This window comes from Luteibacter rhizovicinus (genome assembly GCF_004342265.1).
Lineage (GTDB): Bacteria > Pseudomonadota > Gammaproteobacteria > Xanthomonadales > Rhodanobacteraceae > Luteibacter > Luteibacter rhizovicinus_B.
Window position 1 is genome coordinate 282,184 of the sequence record NZ_SMCS01000002.1, and the last position, 17,187, is coordinate 299,370.

Genomic DNA, 17,187 nt, shown 5'->3' on the forward strand with positions numbered 1-17,187 from the left:
AAGGCAGGGGGAATAAGGTCTTGGCGGATAATGCATCATGCGCATTCGGTTGCGACGGTAGCGCGAGTGTGGCGGCGATCGATGGCCGCGCTGCCCAGCGTTACGAGGAGCCCGGCCACCGCGACGGCGGCGCCTGCAAGACTCACGGCAGGCAGGCCATAGCCGCCCGCGATGACCATACCGCCGATCCATGCGCCAGCGGCATTGCCGAGATTGAAGGCGGCGATGTTCATCGTCGAGGCCAGATTGGGTGCATCGCCCGACACATGGACGACGCGCAGTTGCAGCGGAGCGACGGTCGCGAAGGAAACGATGCCCCAGACGAAGACGGTGACGATGGCGGCCAGCGTGTTGTGCATGGTCCAGGCAAAGATCACCATCACCACGGCAAGCACCGCGAGGATGGCGGCCAGCGAAGGCATCAGGCGCCAGTCGGCGAGACGGCCGCCCAGCATGTTGCCAATAGTGGTACCCAGACCGAACAGGACCAGCACCGCACCGGTGGCATGCGCGCTGATGCCGGCCTGCTCCTGCAGAATCGGCGCGATATAGGTGAACACGGTGAACACGCCGCCGAAGCCGAGTACGGTCATCAGCAATGCCATCAACACCTGCGGCTCGCGCATGACGCGCATCTCGCGCCCCATGTGCGGCGCTTTCAGGTTCGGCAGCGAAGGAACGAAACGAACGACAGCCACCGCGGCGATCACGCCCAGCGCGGTCACGGCCCAGAACGTCGAGCGCCAGCCGGCCCACTGACCGAGGATGGTGCCGAAGGGAACGCCGAGCACGTTCGCCAGGGTCAGTCCCGCGAACATCAGCGAAATAGCCCGGGCGCGCTGATTGGCCGGGACCAGATGGGCGGCGACGACCGCGCCGATACCGAAGAACGAACCGTGACAGAACGCCGCGACGACGCGAGCGACCATCAGCATGTTGTACGTGGGCGCCACGGCGCACAGCGCATTGCCCAGAATGAAGACGCCGAGCAGCAGCAACAGCGCGCGCTTGCGCTCCATCTTCGCGGTGGCGGCGGCGAGCAACGGGGCGCCGATGGCCACGCCAAGCGCATAGCCGGAGACGAGAAGTCCCGCGGCGGGAATATCGACGCCGAGATCGCGCGCCACCTCGGGCAGCAGGCCCATGATGACGAACTCGGTGGTACCGATGGCAAAGGCGGCTATCGCCAGTGCCAGCAGGGGAAGGCGGGACGCGTGGGCGTTCATACGATAGGCTCGGGTTGGCGAGCGGGCATTTTCCGCCCCGCCGGCTCTTGCACATAGCACGATAACGAACAAACACTCTTGCCGGATTGTTGAAAATGGCATTACCCAGCCCCTCAGACCGACACAGGAACGTGCCCGCATGTGGCTGACGATCATTGCCTTTGCCGCGCTTGGCCTGCACGCAGCGGGCGTTCTTGCCGCGATGCATGCGGTCATGCACGCCCGCACGGCCCAGGGTGCGTTCGCCTGGGCGCTGGGTCTGGTGTTGCTGCCCTACGTGACGCTGGTGCCTTATCTGTTCCTGGGCGAGAGTCATTTCTCCGGCTACGTGGACCTTCACCGGCAACGGCAGGAACGGCGTTTCGTGCTGTGCAACGGGACGGAATGGCCTGATCGCGGCGCTTATCTGAAGCGCCATGCCGTAGCGAACGACGAGCGTTATTCCGCCATCGGCAACATGCTCAAGACAGGCATGCACGGTGGCCATGCCCTCACGCTTCTGATCGATGGCGAGGCCGCCTTCGCCTCGATGTTCGAAGCGATTGCCCGTGCCGAGCACTACGTACTGCTGCAATTCTTCATCATCCACGACGACGAGCTGGGCCGGCGGCTGCAGACAGCGTTGCTCGAACGTGCCGCCGCCGGCATCCCGGTATGCGTGCTCTACGACAGCATCGGCAGCCACGACCTTCCCCGTCATTACGTCGCGCGGCTGCGCGAAAGTGGCGTCCAGGTCCATCCTTTCGCGACGCGACGCTGGCGCAACCGCTTCCAGCTCAATTTCCGGAATCACCGGAAAGTGCTGGTCGTGGACGGTTACTGCGGCTTTGTCGGCGGCCTGAACGCCGGCGACGAATACCTCGGTCTCAAGCCGCCCCTCGCGCCGTGGCGCGACACCCATATCCGCATCGAAGGCCCTGCCGTCGCCGACCTGTACCGTTCGTTCGCCGAAGACTGGGACTGGGTGACCGGCGAGCAGCCGCCCTTCCGGCCGCCGCACGAACACTGCGGCAATGCGCAGACGATGATCGTCGCCACCGGTCCGGCCGACCGGCAGGAAAGCTGCTCGCTGTTCTTCACCCAGGCCATTCACGCCGCGCGCGAACGCGTATGGATCACCACGCCCTATTTCGTACCCGACCAGTCGGTGTTCAGCGCGCTACGCCTGGCGGCGTTTCGTGGCGTCGACGTGCGCGTCCTCATTCCCTGCCGTCCCGACCACCGTACCGTGTTCATGGCATCGACGCTGTACGCGCACGAGGCCACGCTCTGCGGCGTGAGGGTATTCCGCTATCGCCCGGGCTTCATTCACCAGAAGGTGATGCTGATCGACTCCGACACCGCGGTCGTGGGCAGCATGAATCTGGACAACCGCTCGTTCCGGCTGAACTTCGAAATCGCATCGCTGAATGTCGACGAGGCATTCGCCGCCGAGGTCGAGAAAATGCTGACGGAGGATTTTGCGAACGCCGATGAAGTGAATCCGGAGGAATACCGACGGCTGCCGTATCTGAAGCGGGTCGCGCTGCAAGTGGCACGGATGTTCGATCCGGTGCTTTGAGGGACGGCATTCCCCACTTGCCTGAAACGCGTTACTCATCTCAGATAGACCCCCAACAGGTCGAAGAGAACCCCCATGATCCGCACCCTACTGCTGGCCACCGCCATGGTACTCACCACCGCTGCCCACGCCGCTCCCGCCCATTTCGTTTCCCGCCAGTTCGACGTCGACGGCAAACCGTTCCGTTACCAGGTATTCGTTCCCGCGGACAACGCGAAAGAAAAGAAGCATCCCGTCGTGCTTTTCCTTCATGGCAGCGGCGAGCGCGGTTCGGATAACCAGAAGCAGATGAGCCAGGGCCTGCCGCCGTGGCTGAAACAGCACATGGACTTTCCGGCCGTCGTCGTCATACCGCAGGCACCCGACGACAGCGAATGGAACGATCCACAGATCGCAGACGCCGCGATGAAAGCGCTGGACCGCAGCGTCAAGGAATTCCATGGCGACCGGCATCGTCTCTATCTGACCGGTCTGTCGATGGGCGGCTTCGGATCGTGGCAGCTAGCCGCCGATCACCCCGGCACGTTCGCGGCAGCCGCGATTATCTGCGGCGGCATCACGCCGCTCACCGAAGCGCGCGCGCTGTATGTGCGCGGCATTGCGAAAGACGGCGATCCCTTCGCGATCGTGGCGGAGAAAGTGCACGGCCTGCCGGTATGGATCTTCCACGGTGCCGACGACAACGTCGTGCCGCCCGAACAGTCGCGTCAAATGAATGCGGCGCTGAAGGCGCGTAACAGCGAAGTGCGTTACACCGAGTTTCCGGGAGTCAATCACGGCTCGTGGGAGAAGGCATACGCCACGACCGAACTATGGCCGTGGATGTTCTCGCACACGACGCCTTAGGACTTGCGCACGCCGTTTAGCGCGTCACGCAGCCCACCGGAGAACATCGCCCAGCCGATGGCGACACCGACCAACGCGCCGGTGAAATCGAAGAAGGTGCGCAGGCCGATGGCGTCCGGATCGTGCACGGCGGCCAGCTTCAGACGGAGCAGCGCCAGCGACTGGAGCGGCGCGACGTTGAAATAAAAGAGGTTCCATATGTCCTGCCCGCCGGCGAGGACGAACGCGAGGATCACCGAGATGGCCAGCTCCTGGCCGTGATGCCAGCCGTTTCGCTTACCATAGGCGTGTATCAGCACATACATCGCGATGCCGACGGCCAGCGCGATGGCGCCAGCCTGCAACGCGCCGACCATTCCATACCCCATCCACGACCTGTCGTACGGCATTCATGAACTCTTAGCGGCTGAGGCAAGCGTCCATTATGCCTGTCGCGCCATACCGGCGGAGCGTCCGAAACGCAGGTAAAGAGACCCGGCGAGCAGCGCGGCGGCGACGGAGCAGCCGCTGGCGAGCAGGAAAATCGCGGGATAGTCGTAATGTCCCGCGACCCAGCCACCGATCGGTCCGGTCAGGCCAAGCGCCACATCCAGGAACACCGAATAGGCGCCCAGCGCCGCACCGCGGTTATGCGTGCTGACACGTCCTACCGCTTCGACGCCCAGCGCGGGGAACACCAGCGCGAAGCCCGAACCGGTCATGGCTGCGCCGATCAGTGCCGCCATCGGCGTGGCGGCCTGCCAGAGCAGCACCAGACCGACGCATTCGACGAGCAGGGAAATCACGGCCACGCGATAGCCGCCGAAGCGGTTGATGGCGTTGCCGAAGATCAGGCGAATGCCGATGAAGCAGCCGCCGAAGACGGATAGCGACAGCGCCGCATCGGGCCACTGGCGACTGGTGTAGTACAGCGCGACGAAGGTCGACAGTACGCCGAAGCCGATCGAACCCAGTGCCAGACCGGCGCCATAGGGAAGCACACGCGCCAGCACGCTGCGGAACGGCAGACGTTCGCCCGCCGACGGCGCGACCTTGCGCTTCCACATCGCGAACGGCAATGCCAGCGCGCCGAGAGCGAAGGTCAGGACGCCCAGCGATATCACACCGTAATCGCGCGCCAGCGTGACGCCCAGCGGCGCACCGAGCGCGATACCGCCGTAAGTGGCGATGCCGTTCCAGGAAATGACTCGCGCCGTATGTTCGCCGCCGATGCCGCCGATGCCCCAGGTGATGGACCCTGTGCTGACCCAGCTTTCCGCGAAACCGAGCGCCAGCCGGCTGCACAGCAGCAGGGCCAGCGATGCGGCGGGTAGCGATTGCGCCAGTGCGCAACCGACGAGGAATACGCCACTCAGCGCCAGCGCACCCAGACCGAAACAGACCGTTTTCTTCGGCCCGACGACATCGGCCCAGCGACCGGCGTGCGGTCGGCTGAGCAGGGTCGCAAGATATTGCACGCTCACCGCCAGCCCGGCCCAGACCGTGGCGTAGCCAAGATCCAGATGCACGAAACCTGGAATCACCGCGAGCGGGATGCCGATGTTGAGATAGCAGACGAAGGAGAAAACGACGGCGGACAGGATGCGCGCGGTAACGGCGAAACGCCGGCCGCGATGGGGGACCAGATCGGGGAGCGCGGAGGGGGACATGGGAGGGTCTTTTGGCGCGGGGACTCCGTAATTATAGGCCAGTCGCTGCGACCCTGCTGCGTCGCAGCATCGCTGCGGATGCCGCTTTATCGCTTCGTAGGCTTTCGCGCGCAGGCGCGCTCCCACAGAGAGCTGGCGCGCACTTGATCTCTGTGGGAGCGCGCCTGCGCGCGAAAGCCTACGAAGCGGGGATGCGTCATGGCAATCTCTCTCGAACCTACAAATCCACCGGCTGCCCGCTACGCAACGACTCCCGCAACGCCACGGCAATCCGCGTCGCCTCCACCGCATCGTCGATAGTCAGCTCGAACGGTGTCTCGTCCAGCACGGCATCGACGAAATGCCTGGCCTGCGTCACGAATGCCGGTGCGAAGCGTTCGTAGAACGACGGCACAACGGTATTCCGCACGCCCGCGGCATCGGAAATCTCCACGCGATCCGCACGCGGATTGCGTCCGATGCTCACCTTCCCGGCCGTGCCCACCACATCGGTATGCGTGTCGTGACCGTGCGCCTGCGTGCGCGAGGCGTAGAACATCGCCATCCGGCCGTCCGCGAATTCGCAGATCGCCACGCCGTTGTCGACATCGCCCAACGCTTCGAGCGGCGGATACATCGCCACCGTTCCCGTCGAGTACACGCGCTTCGCAACGGGCCGACCCAGCAACCAGCGCGCGAGATCGATATCGTGCACGCTGCAATCGAGAAAAATACCGCCACTGGTCGGCGCGAATTCCAGAAACGCACCGCTCGGATCGGCCAGGTCGGTGGTCTGCGAATAGACCATGAAGGGTCGACCGATACCGCCTGCCTCGATGTGGCGCGCGGCATGCCGGTAACTCTCGTCGAAACGGCGCACGAAACCGACCATCGCACGCGACGCGCTCTTCGCCGCATGTTTCGCGACGCGGCGGCAGTCGTCCAGGTCCAGCGAAAGCGGCTTCTCGCAGAACACGTGCTTGCCGGCATCCAGCGCCTGCTCGATCTGCGTGGCGTGCAACGAAGTCGGCGTGACGAGAAAAACCGCATCGATGGCCTCGTCGGCAAGCATCGCTTCGAAGCTGTCGTACACCCTCACATCGCCCAATGCCTCGCTGGCCCAGGCACGTTCGGCTTCCACCGGGCTGGATACCGCCACCAGCTCCGCGCGCGGCACCGCACGCGCGAGGTTTTCCGCGTAGCGGCGGCCAAGCCTGCCCAGGCCCGCCAGGCCGATGCGCAGCGTTTGCTTGCTCATGGCTGTCTCCGCCTCAGACCGAACATTCGAGGGCGCGGCCTTCGCGCCAGGAACGCGCCGCCAGTTCCGCAAGTTCCAGCGCCTTGATGCCGTCGGCAATGGTCGTGCGTACAGGCGATCCATCGGTCAGCGCATCGAAGAAATGCGCGATCTCCAGCGCATATGCCTCGCGATAACGCTGCAGGAAGAAATGCTCGGGCAAGTCCGTGCTGATGGCTTTGCCGGTAAAGGCGATCACCTCGGTCGGCTTCACGTGCCCGGCCTGCAACATGCCGCCACTGCCCAGCACTTCGAAGCGCTGGTCGTATCCGTAAGCGGCGCGGCGCGACGTGTTGATCTGGCAGATACGGCCGCTGCGCGTGCGGATCGTGACCGCCGTGGTGTCGATGTCGCCGGCTTCCGCGATGGCCGGATCGCTGAGACAGCTACCGGCCGCATGGATGCTCACGGCTTCGTCGTCGAGAATCCAGCGGAAGATGTCGAAATCGTGGATCAGCATGTCCTTGAAGATGCCGCCGGACGATTTGATGTAGCTGACCGGTGGAGCGCCAGGATCGCGGCTGGTGACGATCAGCACTTCGGGCGTACCGACTTCACCCGCGACCAACCGGCTCTTCAGTGCCGAGAACGTGGGATCGAAACGTCGCTGGAAACCGATCATGCAGACGACGCCCGCCTTCTCGACCGCCGCGGCGCATGCACGCGCGCGCTCGAGATCGAGATCGACCGGCTTTTCGCAGAATATGGCCTTGCCCGCGGCGGCGGCGCGCTGCATCAGATCGGCGTGCGTATCGGTGCTGGAGCCGATGACGACGGCGCCGATCGACTTATCGTTCATGACCTGGTCGACACTGGCCACTTCGGCGCCGTGCAGATCCGCCAGTTCGCGTGCCGCTGCCTCGTTGACGTCCACCACGTAGCGCAGATGCGCCTGCGGGTGGCGAGCGACGTTGCCGGCGTGAATTTTACCGATGCGTCCGGCACCGAAAACGGCTACTTCAATCATCGTATTCTCCTCGGGATAGGGTTTCTTCGACAGTCAATTCGAGTTTGTAGGCCAGCGCGACGAACAGCGCCTGGCAGAGACAGATGGTGCTGGTGAGTCCGCGGAAGGCGAACGCGCTGCCTTCCTTCACCTTGAGCACGACGCTCGCATGGCGGCCGAGCGGGCCAAGATCGCTCTCCGTAATCGCCAGCACATTGGCCTTGTGCTGCTGCGCGACGCGCATCGCGTAAAGCGTTTCCTTGCCGTACGGCGGAAAGCTGATCGCGATCATCGCGTCGCCCTTGCCGATGCTGCGCAATTGTTCGCGATACATGCCACCCAGACCGCTGACCAGATGCACATGCTTCGTGGTGTGCTGCAGTGCGTAAGCGATATATGTCGCGATGGCGAAGGACCGGCGCACGCCGACCACGTAAATATTTTCGGCCGCCGAAAGCATGTCGACCGCGGCCTGGAAGCGTGTCTCGTCCAGCTCGGCGGACAGTTCGTCCAGGCCCGCCTTGCTGGCTTCGATGAAGCGCGACGCGATCTCGACGGCGGGGAGCTTGTCCGGACGGCCCTTGATCACGCTGCGGATGCGCTGCTGGTAGCTGCGCGCCGGCGCGGCCTGTTCGGTATAGGCGTCGCGGAACACCGCCTGCATCTCGGTAAAGCCCGAATAGCCGAAACGCTGGGCGAAGCGGACCACGGCCGAGGCGTGAACGCCGCACCCTTCCGCAATCTCATTGACCCGCTGGACCATGATGCTGGTCCGGTGCTCCTCGAGATACCGCGCCACGCCCTGCAACTGGCGCGGCAATGCCTCGAACTCAGCCCCGATGCGCTCCATCAGGACATCCACGTCGCTGCGCTTGGCCATTCTTCGTTCTCCATCCCACCAGCGACGCATTGAAACACGCGGTGGAATGTTTTTTCCATTTCTTTTTATTGTGCAATGCAAGTTGCAAGAGCCCGAAAGGCGTGCCTATGCTGATATCCGAACTCAACACAGCGGTCGGCAACACGGACCGCGTCGCAACGACACTCACCCGACGGCCTTAATCGGCCGGTGAACCGTGGAGGCACTATGCGATTCAACACGTTCTACGCCCTGTCGGCGGCAGCCCTTATCTTCGGCGTCGCATCCTCCGCGGTCAGCGCGGCACCCGGCGACCGCTACGTCCTGGTCACCCACGCCGCCGATTCGGATTCGTGGTGGAACACCATCAAGAACTCGATCAGGCAGGCCAGCGAAGACTTCGGTGTCGAAGTCGACTACCGCAATCCGCCGAACGGCGATCTTTCCGATATGGCCCGCCTGCTCGAACAGGCCGCGGCGCGCAATTACAGCGGCGTTGCCTTCGATATCGCCGATTTCAACGTGTTGCAGAAATCCGCCGCGCGCGTCACCGCCAAGGGCATTCCGGTCGTGACGATCAACTCGGGCACCGCCGAGGAAAGCAAGAAGCTCGGCGCCATCATGCATATCGGCCAGCCCGAATACGACGCCGGCAAAGCCGCGGGCGAACGTGCGAAGGCCGCGGGCATCACGTCATTCGTCTGCGTGAACCACTACGCGACGAACCAGGCGTCGTTCCAACGCTGCCAGGGTTTCGCGGACGCCATCGGTGCCGACATGCGCAAGTCGATGATCGACAGCGGCATGGATCCCACCGTCGTCGCCAGCAAGGTCAACGCCTATCTGCGCAATAACCCGAAGACACAGGCTGTACTCGCACTAGGCCCCAACGCCGCCGAGCCGACCATCCAGGTACTGGAAAAGATGGGCCTGAGCGGCAAAACCTACTTCGCCACGTTCGATCTTTCGCCCGCGATCATCCAGGGCATCAAGCACGGCACCGTCACCTTCGCGATCGACCAGCAGCCGTATCTGCAGGGCTATATGGGCATCGCGGCACTCGTCATCGCCCACGACCAGAAGACCAACGATCCGGCGAAGATCATCGCGGCGCTGAAAGCCAATCCGAAGTTCCAGGCGCGTCTGAAGGAATACGACCTCAAGCCTGTGTATAGCGCGACCGGCGTCAGCTCGGGCCCCGCCTTCGTCACCAAGGACAACGTCGCCACTGTCGAGAAGTACGCCGGTCAGTACCGCTGATCGGTCGGAGAACATATCCATGAGTGTCATCAACGAGAACGTTACCGCCATGATCGACAGGAGCCGCGCACCCGCGCCGGAAAAAGCCGCCCCCGACGACGAACGCGTCCGTCGCCTTTCCCTGTGGAAGATCCTGCTCGACCGTCCGGACCTGGGTTCTATCGCGGGCACCGTGCTGGTGTTCGCACTGTTCGGCATCTTTGCCGGCGACTCGGGCATGTTCGCGCTGGATGGCATCATCAACTGGTCCCAGGTCGCCGCGTACCTCGGCATCATCGCGGTAGGTGCCTGCCTGCTGATGATCGCCGGCGAATTCGATCTTTCGATGGGTTCGATGATCGGATTCGCCGGTGTCATGGTCGCGGTACCGCCGATGTATCTCGGCTGGCCGGTCTGGGCTTCGGTGCTGTTCGCTTTTGCCGGTTCCATGGCGCTTGGTGCCCTTAACGGGTACCTCGTCGTCCGTACGAAGCTGCCGTCGTTCATCGTCACGCTCGCCTTCATGTTCATCCTGCGCGGATTGACGCTGGTGCTGTCGACGCATTTCGCCAACAGCACGATCGTCAGCGGCGTGGGCGACAAGATCGGCAGCGACCCGGTCATCGCTGCCCTCTTCCAGGGCACCACGGGACACTGGGTATTCAGCGGGCTGGCCGGCATGGGACTGATCGACAAGTTGCCCAGCGGCGAGCCGGTCGTCGGCGGCTTGCCCAAGGTGCTGGTGTGGTGGCTCCTGCTCGCGATCGGCGCCGGATTCGTGCTGGCGCGTACGCGCTTCGGCAACTGGATCTTCCTCGTCGGCGGCGACTCCAACGCTGCCAAGAATGTCGGCGTCCCCGTGCGTCGCGTGAAGATTTCCCTCTTCGTCCTCACCGCCTTCTGCGCCTGCCTGTTCGGTGTGCTGCAGGTGTCCGACGTCGGCTCCGCCGCCGCGGATCGCGGTTTGCAGAAAGAATTCGAAGCCATCATCGCGGTCGTCATCGGCGGTACGTTGCTCACCGGCGGATTCGGTTCCGTGCTCGGCGCGTGCTTCGGCGCCGTGATCTTCGGCGTCGTCCAGATCGGCATCTCGTACACGAACATCGACTCGGACTGGTATCGCGTCTTCCTGGGCGGCATGTTGCTGCTGGCGGTGCTGTTCAACCACTACATCCGCAGCCGTGCCACGGCTAATAAGTAGGAGCGACGACGTCATGGCCAGCGAATACATCCTCGAACTCGACAACGTCAGCAAATACTTCGGTACCGTCATCGCGCTGCAGGACGTCACCCTGCGCCTGCGCCGCGGCGAAGTGCACTGCCTGCTCGGCGACAACGGCGCGGGCAAGTCGACACTCATCAAGACCCTGGCGGGCGTGCACCGCCCGAGCACCGGCGACTATCGCGTGGAAGGCGAGTCGGTGAAGTTTTCTTCGCCGCGCGAAGCGCTCGACCGCGGGATCGCCACGGTATATCAGGACCTGGCGCTGGTGCCGCTGATGAGCGTGGCGCGCAATTTCTTCGCCGGGCGCGAACCGCGGCGCAAGCTCTTCGGCGTCATTCCCGTCATCGATATGAGTTACGCCAACGAAGTCGCACGCGAGAAGCTCTCGGAGATGGGCATCAACGTACGCGATGCCGGCCAGCCGGTCGGCACCATGTCCGGTGGCGAACGCCAGTGTCTGGCCATCGCCCGCGCCATCCATTTCGGGGCGAAAGTCCTCATCCTCGACGAACCCACGGCCGCGCTGGGCGTGAAGCAGTCGGCCAACGTGCTCAAGCTGATCCACAAAGCGCGCAAGCGCGGCATCTCGATCATCTTCATTACGCATAACGTGCACCACGCCTACCCCATCGCCGACAGTTTCACGCTGCTCAATCGCGGCCAGTCGATGGGTTCCTTCGCCAAGAGCGACATCACGAAGGAAGCCGTGCTCGAAATGATGGCCGGCGGCACCGAGATCCAGAGCCTCGTCGACGAACTCGAAGGACGCGCGGCCTGACCGCGCGTCCCTCCACGGAAGAGATCCCCATGTTCAATCCCCCACCGCGATCCCCCTCTCGCCCCATCGATGTCGTCTGCCTGGGCCGGCTCGCCGTCGACCTTTACGCGCAACAGATCGGCGCGCGTCTCGAAGACGTCACCAGCTTCGCCAAGTATCTCGGCGGCTCGTCGGCCAACATGGCCTTCGGTACGGCGCGCCTCGGCCTGACGTCCGCGATGCTGTCGCGCGTGGGGGACGACCACATGGGTCGCTTCCTCACCGCATCGCTTCAGTCCGAAGGCTGCGACATCAGCCAGGTCCGCGTCGATCCCGACCGGTTGACCGCGCTGGCGATCCTCGGCATCAAGGACCGCGAGACCTTCCCGCTGCTGTTCTATCGCGAGAACTGCGCCGATATGGCGCTCGCGGCCGACGACATCGACGAAGACTTCATCGCCCGCAGCCGCGCGCTCGTCGTCACGGGCACGCACTACTCCGAGCCGGGCGTGCATGCCGCCAGTTCGCGTGCCGTGGCATTCGCGCGCAAGCACGACGTCCGCACCGTTCTCGATATCGACTACCGCCCCGTCCTGTGGGGCCTGACCGGACGCGGTAACGGCGAAACCCGTTTCGTCGCGGCCGATCACGTAACACGCCATCTCCAGGCGATTCTTCCCGACTTCGATGTGATTGTCGGCACGGAAGAAGAATTCCATATCGCGGGCGGCAGCGACGACCTGCTCGCCGCGCTGCGTGCCGTGCGCGGCGTCAGCGCCGCCACGCTGATCGTGAAGCGCGGCCCGCTGGGTTGCAGCGTCGTCGAAGGTCCGGTTCCCGCCTCGCTCGACGATGCCCCGACGTATCGCGGCGCACGGGTCGACGTGTTGAACGTACTTGGCGCGGGCGATGCATTCCTTTCGGGCTTCCTCACCGGCTGGCTGAACGGTGAAACGATCGAGCGCAGCTGTGCGTTCGCCAATGCCTGCGGCGCGATCGTGGTATCGCGGCACGGCTGCGCGCCGGCCATGCCCAGCCGTGCCGAACTCGATGCGTTCCTCGGCCGCGAAGGCGGCATCGCGCATCCGGATCGGGACGACCAGCTCGCACATCTGCACCGCACCAGCGTGCCGCGCACCGCATGGGACGATCTGCACGTGTTTGCGTTCGACCATCGCGTACCGTTCTTCGAGCTGGCGCGCGACTGTGGCGCGGACGAATCGCGCATTCCGCTGCTCAAGCGCCTGCTGGTCGACGCGGTCGCGGCCACCGAACGGCATAACCATCTGCAGGGACACATCGGCCTGCTGGCCGACGACCGTTACGGCCAGGATGCACTCAATGCCGCCACCGGCCGTGGCTGGTGGATCGGCCGTCCGGTCGAAGTGCCGGGTTCCAATCCACTGGAATTCGAACGCGGCCGCTCGATCGGCACACAGCTCGTGTCATGGCCGAAGGAACACGTGGTGAAGTGCCTCGTCGCATTCGATCCCGACGCGGAGCCGGCGCATCGCGTGGAACAGGAAACGCAGTTGCGTTCGCTGTACGACGCGGTGCGCGTCAGCGGTCACGAACTGCTGCTGGAAGTCATTCCCCCGGGCACCTACGAAGCGGCGGAACGCGACGAGCGTGTCCTTCGCTCGATGAAACGCATCTACAACCTCGGCATCCGCCCCGACTGGTGGAAGCTCTGTCCGCCGCAGAAAGATGCATGGGAAGCCGTCGACGCGCTTATCGAAGAACGCGATCCTTACTGCCGCGGCGTCCTCCTGCTGGGACTCAACGCACCGGTGGAAACCCTCGCCGAAGGCTTCGCCGCCGCAGCGGCCAGCCGAACCTGCCGTGGCTTCGCCGTCGGCCGGACCCTGTTCGTCGACCCCGCTTCGGCGTGGCTGCGCCATGAGATCGACGACGCGATGCTGGTGGCCCGGGCACGCGAAGCCTTCGAGCACATGATCGGTCTGTGGCGCGCTATCCGGCATCCGCACGCCGTTGCCGCCAAGGCGGGATACGCCGCATGAGCGATACCGTACGACTGACCTGCGCGCAGGCCCTGATCCGCTATATCGCCGCCCTGCGCACGCGCGACGACGACACCGGCGAACTGGTGCCGTTGTTCGGCGGCGTGTTCGCGATCTTCGGACACGGCAACGTGGCGGGAATCGGCGAGGCGCTGCATGCGCACCGGGACAGCCTCCCCACGTATCGTGCCCATAACGAACAGGGCATGGCGCATGCCGCGATCGCGTATGCGAAGAGCCACATGCGCCGCCGCATGATGGCGGTCACCAGTTCGATCGGCCCGGGTGCGACCAATCTCGTCACCGCCGCCGCGCTCGCCCACGTGAACCGGCTGCCAGTTCTGCTGCTGCCCGGCGATATCTTCGTGTCGCGCGCGCCCGATCCCGTGTTGCAGCAACTGGAGGACTTCCAGGATGGGACCGTTTCCGTCAACGACTGCTTCCGTCCGGTGTCGCGTTATTTCGACCGCATCGTCGCGCCGGAGCAATTGCTTACGGCGCTGCCCCGCGCGATCCGGGTACTCACCGACGCCGCGCTCTGCGGCCCGGTGACACTGGCCCTGCCGCAGGACGTGCAGACCCAGGCATACGACTATCCGGTGTCGTTCTTCGAACCGCGCGAGGTCCGTTTCCGTACGGCACCGCCCGCGAACGACGATGTGGAACGCGCCGCCGAAGCGATCCGCGCCGCCGAACGCCCCGTCATCGTGGCGGGCGGTGGCGTGCTGTACGGCCGTGCCAGCCTCGCCTTGCGCGACTTCGCCGAACGCCACGGCATTCCCGTCTGCGAAACGCAGGCGGGCAAAGGCGCGTTGCCGTGGAACCATCCCCTGCAGCTCGGTCCGGCGGGCGTCAGTGGCTCGTCCGCCGCCAATGCGCTGCTTGCCGAGGCCGACCGGATCATCGCCGTGGGCACGCGTCTGCAAGACTTCACGACCGGTTCGCGCTCGCTGTTCGCCCACGTGCCGATCCTCAGCATCAACGTGAACGGGTACGACGCGCTGAAAGGCGAAGGTCTCGATATCGTGGCCGACGCGACACTTGCCCTGGATGCGCTGTCCGCACAACTCGACAGCTACCGCGCACCCGATCGCTGGACGTCTCGCTCGCGCGATGCCGGCCAGGCGTGGCGGGACGTGGTGGACCGGATCGTCGACGCACGCACGCCGCCCGACGGCCGCCTGCCGTACGACGGCGAGATCATCGGTGCCGTGCAGCGTTCGTCGGCGGCATCGACAACGAAGGACATCGTGGTCTGCGCCGCCGGCACGCTACCGGCCGAACTCGAAAAACTGTGGCGCACCGAAACACCGGGCGGCTACCACATGGAATACGGCTATTCGTGCATGGGCTACGAGATCGCCGGCGGCCTTGGCGTGAAGATGGCCCGGCCGGACCGCGAGGTCATCGTCATGCTCGGCGACGGCAGCTATCTCATGATGAATTCGGAAATCGCCACATCGGTGATGCTCGATGCGAAGCTCATCATCGTCGTGCTCGATAACCGCGGTTACGGTTGCATCAATCGTCTGCAACAGGCCTGTGGCGGCGCGCCGTTCAACAATCTTCTCGACGATTGCCTGCAAGGTCCGCACGGCGCACCGGTCATCGACTTCGCCGCGCATGCACGCGCGCTTGGCGCCATTGCCGAGCATGTGGCCGATATCGCCGGCCTGGAAGCCGCGATGCATCGCGCACGCGCGGCGGACCGCACCTATCTCATCTGCATCGACACCGACCCCGCGCGCACCACTGACGAAGGCGGAACGTGGTGGGAAGTCGCGGTGCCGGAAGTCTCGATGCGCGACGCCGTGCACGATGCGCGCGCGTCCTATGAATCCGCATTGAAGGCCCGCAACGGCCAGGTGAAAGCATGACCATCCGTATCGGTATCAATCCCATTTCCTGGAGCAACGACGACCTGCCCTCGCTCGGCGGCGAGATCCCTCTATCGACAGCATTGAGCGAGGGCAGGACCATCGGTTACGAAGGCTTCGAACTGGGCAACAAGTTTCCCAAGGACCCGAAGGCGCTGCGCGACCTGATGGCCGGCTACGGCCTGGCCGTGGTATCCGGCTGGTACTCCGGCAGGGTGGCCGCGCGCGAAGCCCGCGATGAAATAATTGCCGTCGACAAGCATCTTCGCCTGCTGGCGGAGAACGATTGCAAGGTCATGGTCTACGGCGAGGTCGCCCACGCCATTCAGGGCGAACCCGTTCCGCTGTACAAGCGCCCACGCTTCCACAGTGCCGACGAGTGGAAGCGTTACGGCGAACGGATCACCGAATTCGCGCGGCACACGCTGAAGCACGGCGTACGCCTCGCCTACCATCACCATATGGGCGCCTATGTCGAATCGCCCGACGACATCGCACAACTGATGGCGAACACCGGCGACGAGGTCGGACTGCTGTTCGACAGCGGGCATACCTATTTCGGTGGCGGCCATCCGCTGACCGTGCTGAACCAGCACATCGACCGCATCTGTCACGTGCACTGCAAGGACGTCCGCCCCGACCTCATCCGCCTCGCGCGCAATCGCCAGTGGACCTTCCTCGAGTCCGTCCTCAATGGCGTCTTCACCGTGCCGGGCGACGGCGTCATCGACTTCGCCGCGATCGTCGCCCGGCTGAAAGAGCATGGCTACGAAGGCTGGCTGGTCGTCGAAGCGGAACAGGACCCTTCGGTCGCACCGAGCTACGAATATGCCGACAAGGGCTATCGCACCCTGCGCGGCCTGCTCGACCGCGCTTCGCTCGGGGAAGCCGCATGAGCCTGCTCGTCAAAGCCCTGCGTGAAGGCGAAAGCATCGTCACCGTGACGCCCGAGAGCGCGCACTGGAAGCACGTCGGCTTCGTCGCGCGGCGCCTCGTCGCGGGACAGAGCGTGGATATCGCCCTTCCCGCGGACCGCGAAGGCTGCCTGGTCGTACTCACGGGAACCGTCGACATCGCCGTCGGCGATTCGACATGGCGCAACCTTGGCGGCCGTGGGAGCGTCTTCGACGATCGTTCGCCTACCGCCGTGTACGCGCCACCGTCGTCGGTCTGCCGCGTCACCGCGTACGACGACGTCGAACTTGCGCTGGCCAGCGCGCCCGCGACGGGTCGTTTCCCGGCGCGACTGATCGAGCCGCAAACCATGAAGCGCTCGGCGCGCGGCACCGGCAGCAACACGCGTTACGTCTGCGACATTCTCCCTGAGACCGAAGACGCCGAATCGCTGCTCGTCGTCGAAGTCGTCACGCCCGCGGGCCACTCGTCGAGTTATCCGCCGCACAAACACGACACCGATGCGCTTCCCGAAGAAAGCGTACTCGAGGAAACCTACTACCACCGCATCGATCCACCGCAAGGTTTTGCGTTCCAGCGCGTATACACCGACGAGCGCGACATCGACGAATCGATGGCCGTCGGCGATCACGACGTCGTGATGGTTCCCCGCGGTTATCACCCCGTGGTGATGCCGCACGGCTATCGCGGCTATTACCTGAATGTCATGGCCGGACCGCGCCGCGAATGGCACTTCCGCAACGACCCCGCCCACGAATGGATGCTCGCACCAGTTTCCCGGAGTTGAACG

Annotated in this window: 15 protein-coding genes; 9 read left to right on the plus strand and 6 right to left on the minus strand. The window is 64.5% G+C overall.

Translation table 11 applies throughout. The annotated features are described in order from the left end of the window. Positions 1-35: 35 nt before the first annotated feature. Positions 36-1,226 (minus strand): MFS transporter, encoded by a 1,191-nt coding sequence (locus tag EC912_RS05405; protein ID WP_132142125.1) that lies wholly within the window; start codon positions 1,224-1,226, stop codon positions 36-38. Between the two features lie 139 nt (positions 1,227-1,365). Between EC912_RS05405 and cls the strand changes: the two genes are divergently transcribed. Next, entirely contained in the window at positions 1,366-2,787 is a 1,422-nt protein-coding gene (gene cls / locus EC912_RS05410) for a cardiolipin synthase (RefSeq protein ID WP_132142126.1), read from the plus strand. Between the two features lie 75 nt (positions 2,788-2,862). Then, positions 2,863-3,633, plus strand: a complete 771-nt coding sequence (locus EC912_RS05415) for a prolyl oligopeptidase family serine peptidase (protein WP_243649164.1) — start codon at positions 2,863-2,865, stop codon at positions 3,631-3,633. On the opposite strand, the gene EC912_RS05420 is transcribed toward EC912_RS05415, so the two are convergent. The 5 genes from EC912_RS05420 to EC912_RS05440 all read right to left on the minus strand — a co-directional run bounded on the left by EC912_RS05420 (position 3,630) and on the right by EC912_RS05440 (position 8,384). Beyond that, positions 3,630-4,022 carry a hypothetical protein gene (locus EC912_RS05420; protein WP_132142127.1) on the minus strand — a complete coding sequence of 131 codons (393 nt, stop codon included), beginning with the start codon at positions 4,020-4,022 and terminating at the stop codon, positions 3,630-3,632. The genes EC912_RS05415 and EC912_RS05420 overlap by 4 nt on opposite strands. A 33-nt stretch (positions 4,023-4,055) precedes the next feature. Further along, entirely contained in the window at positions 4,056-5,282 is a 1,227-nt protein-coding gene (locus EC912_RS05425; protein WP_132142128.1) for an MFS transporter, read from the minus strand. Between the two features lie 217 nt (positions 5,283-5,499). Beyond that, entirely contained in the window at positions 5,500-6,519 is a 1,020-nt protein-coding gene (locus EC912_RS05430; RefSeq protein ID WP_132142129.1) for a Gfo/Idh/MocA family oxidoreductase, read from the minus strand. A gap of 13 nt (positions 6,520-6,532) precedes the next feature. Beyond that, positions 6,533-7,525 carry an inositol 2-dehydrogenase gene (iolG, locus tag EC912_RS05435; RefSeq protein WP_132142130.1) on the minus strand — a complete coding sequence of 331 codons (993 nt, stop codon included), beginning with the start codon at positions 7,523-7,525 and terminating at the stop codon, positions 6,533-6,535. After that, on the minus strand, positions 7,518-8,384 hold the full coding sequence (locus tag EC912_RS05440; protein WP_132142131.1) for a MurR/RpiR family transcriptional regulator: 867 nt from the start codon (positions 8,382-8,384) through the stop codon (positions 7,518-7,520). The genes iolG and EC912_RS05440 overlap by 8 nt, the downstream gene beginning before the upstream one ends. Before the next feature lie 207 nt (positions 8,385-8,591). Here EC912_RS05440 and EC912_RS05445 point away from each other — a divergent pair, with 207 nt between their 5' ends. Genes EC912_RS05445 through iolB form a run of 7 tightly spaced genes read left to right on the plus strand, consistent with a single transcriptional unit; the run spans position 8,592 to position 17,184 of the window. Further along, complete coding sequence (locus EC912_RS05445) at positions 8,592-9,623, plus strand: sugar ABC transporter substrate-binding protein (protein ID WP_132142132.1); 1,032 nt, start codon at positions 8,592-8,594, stop codon at positions 9,621-9,623. Between the two features lie 19 nt (positions 9,624-9,642). Further along, positions 9,643-10,803, plus strand: coding sequence for an ABC transporter permease (locus tag EC912_RS05450; RefSeq protein ID WP_165973519.1), 1,161 nt, complete (start codon positions 9,643-9,645; stop codon positions 10,801-10,803). Between the two features lie 13 nt (positions 10,804-10,816). After that, positions 10,817-11,605, plus strand: a complete 789-nt coding sequence (locus tag EC912_RS05455) for an ATP-binding cassette domain-containing protein (protein ID WP_132142133.1) — start codon at positions 10,817-10,819, stop codon at positions 11,603-11,605. Positions 11,606-11,634: 29 nt separating this feature from the next. Beyond that, positions 11,635-13,605, plus strand: a complete 1,971-nt coding sequence (locus tag EC912_RS05460) for a bifunctional 5-dehydro-2-deoxygluconokinase/5-dehydro-2-deoxyphosphogluconate aldolase (protein WP_132142134.1) — start codon at positions 11,635-11,637, stop codon at positions 13,603-13,605. After that, the gene (iolD, locus tag EC912_RS05465) at positions 13,602-15,482 is read left to right on the plus strand and encodes a 3D-(3,5/4)-trihydroxycyclohexane-1,2-dione acylhydrolase (decyclizing) (protein WP_132142135.1); all 1,881 of its coding nucleotides are present in this window, start codon (positions 13,602-13,604) and stop codon (positions 15,480-15,482) included. Before EC912_RS05460 ends, iolD begins: the two co-directional genes overlap by 4 nt. After that, a complete protein-coding gene (gene iolE, locus EC912_RS05470; protein WP_132142136.1) occupies positions 15,479-16,378 on the plus strand; it encodes a myo-inosose-2 dehydratase in 900 nt (299 codons plus the stop codon). Before iolD ends, iolE begins: the two co-directional genes overlap by 4 nt. After that, complete coding sequence (gene iolB / locus EC912_RS05475; RefSeq protein ID WP_132142137.1) at positions 16,375-17,184, plus strand: 5-deoxy-glucuronate isomerase; 810 nt, start codon at positions 16,375-16,377, stop codon at positions 17,182-17,184. The genes iolE and iolB overlap by 4 nt, the downstream gene beginning before the upstream one ends. The last annotated feature ends 3 nt before the right edge of the window (positions 17,185-17,187 follow it).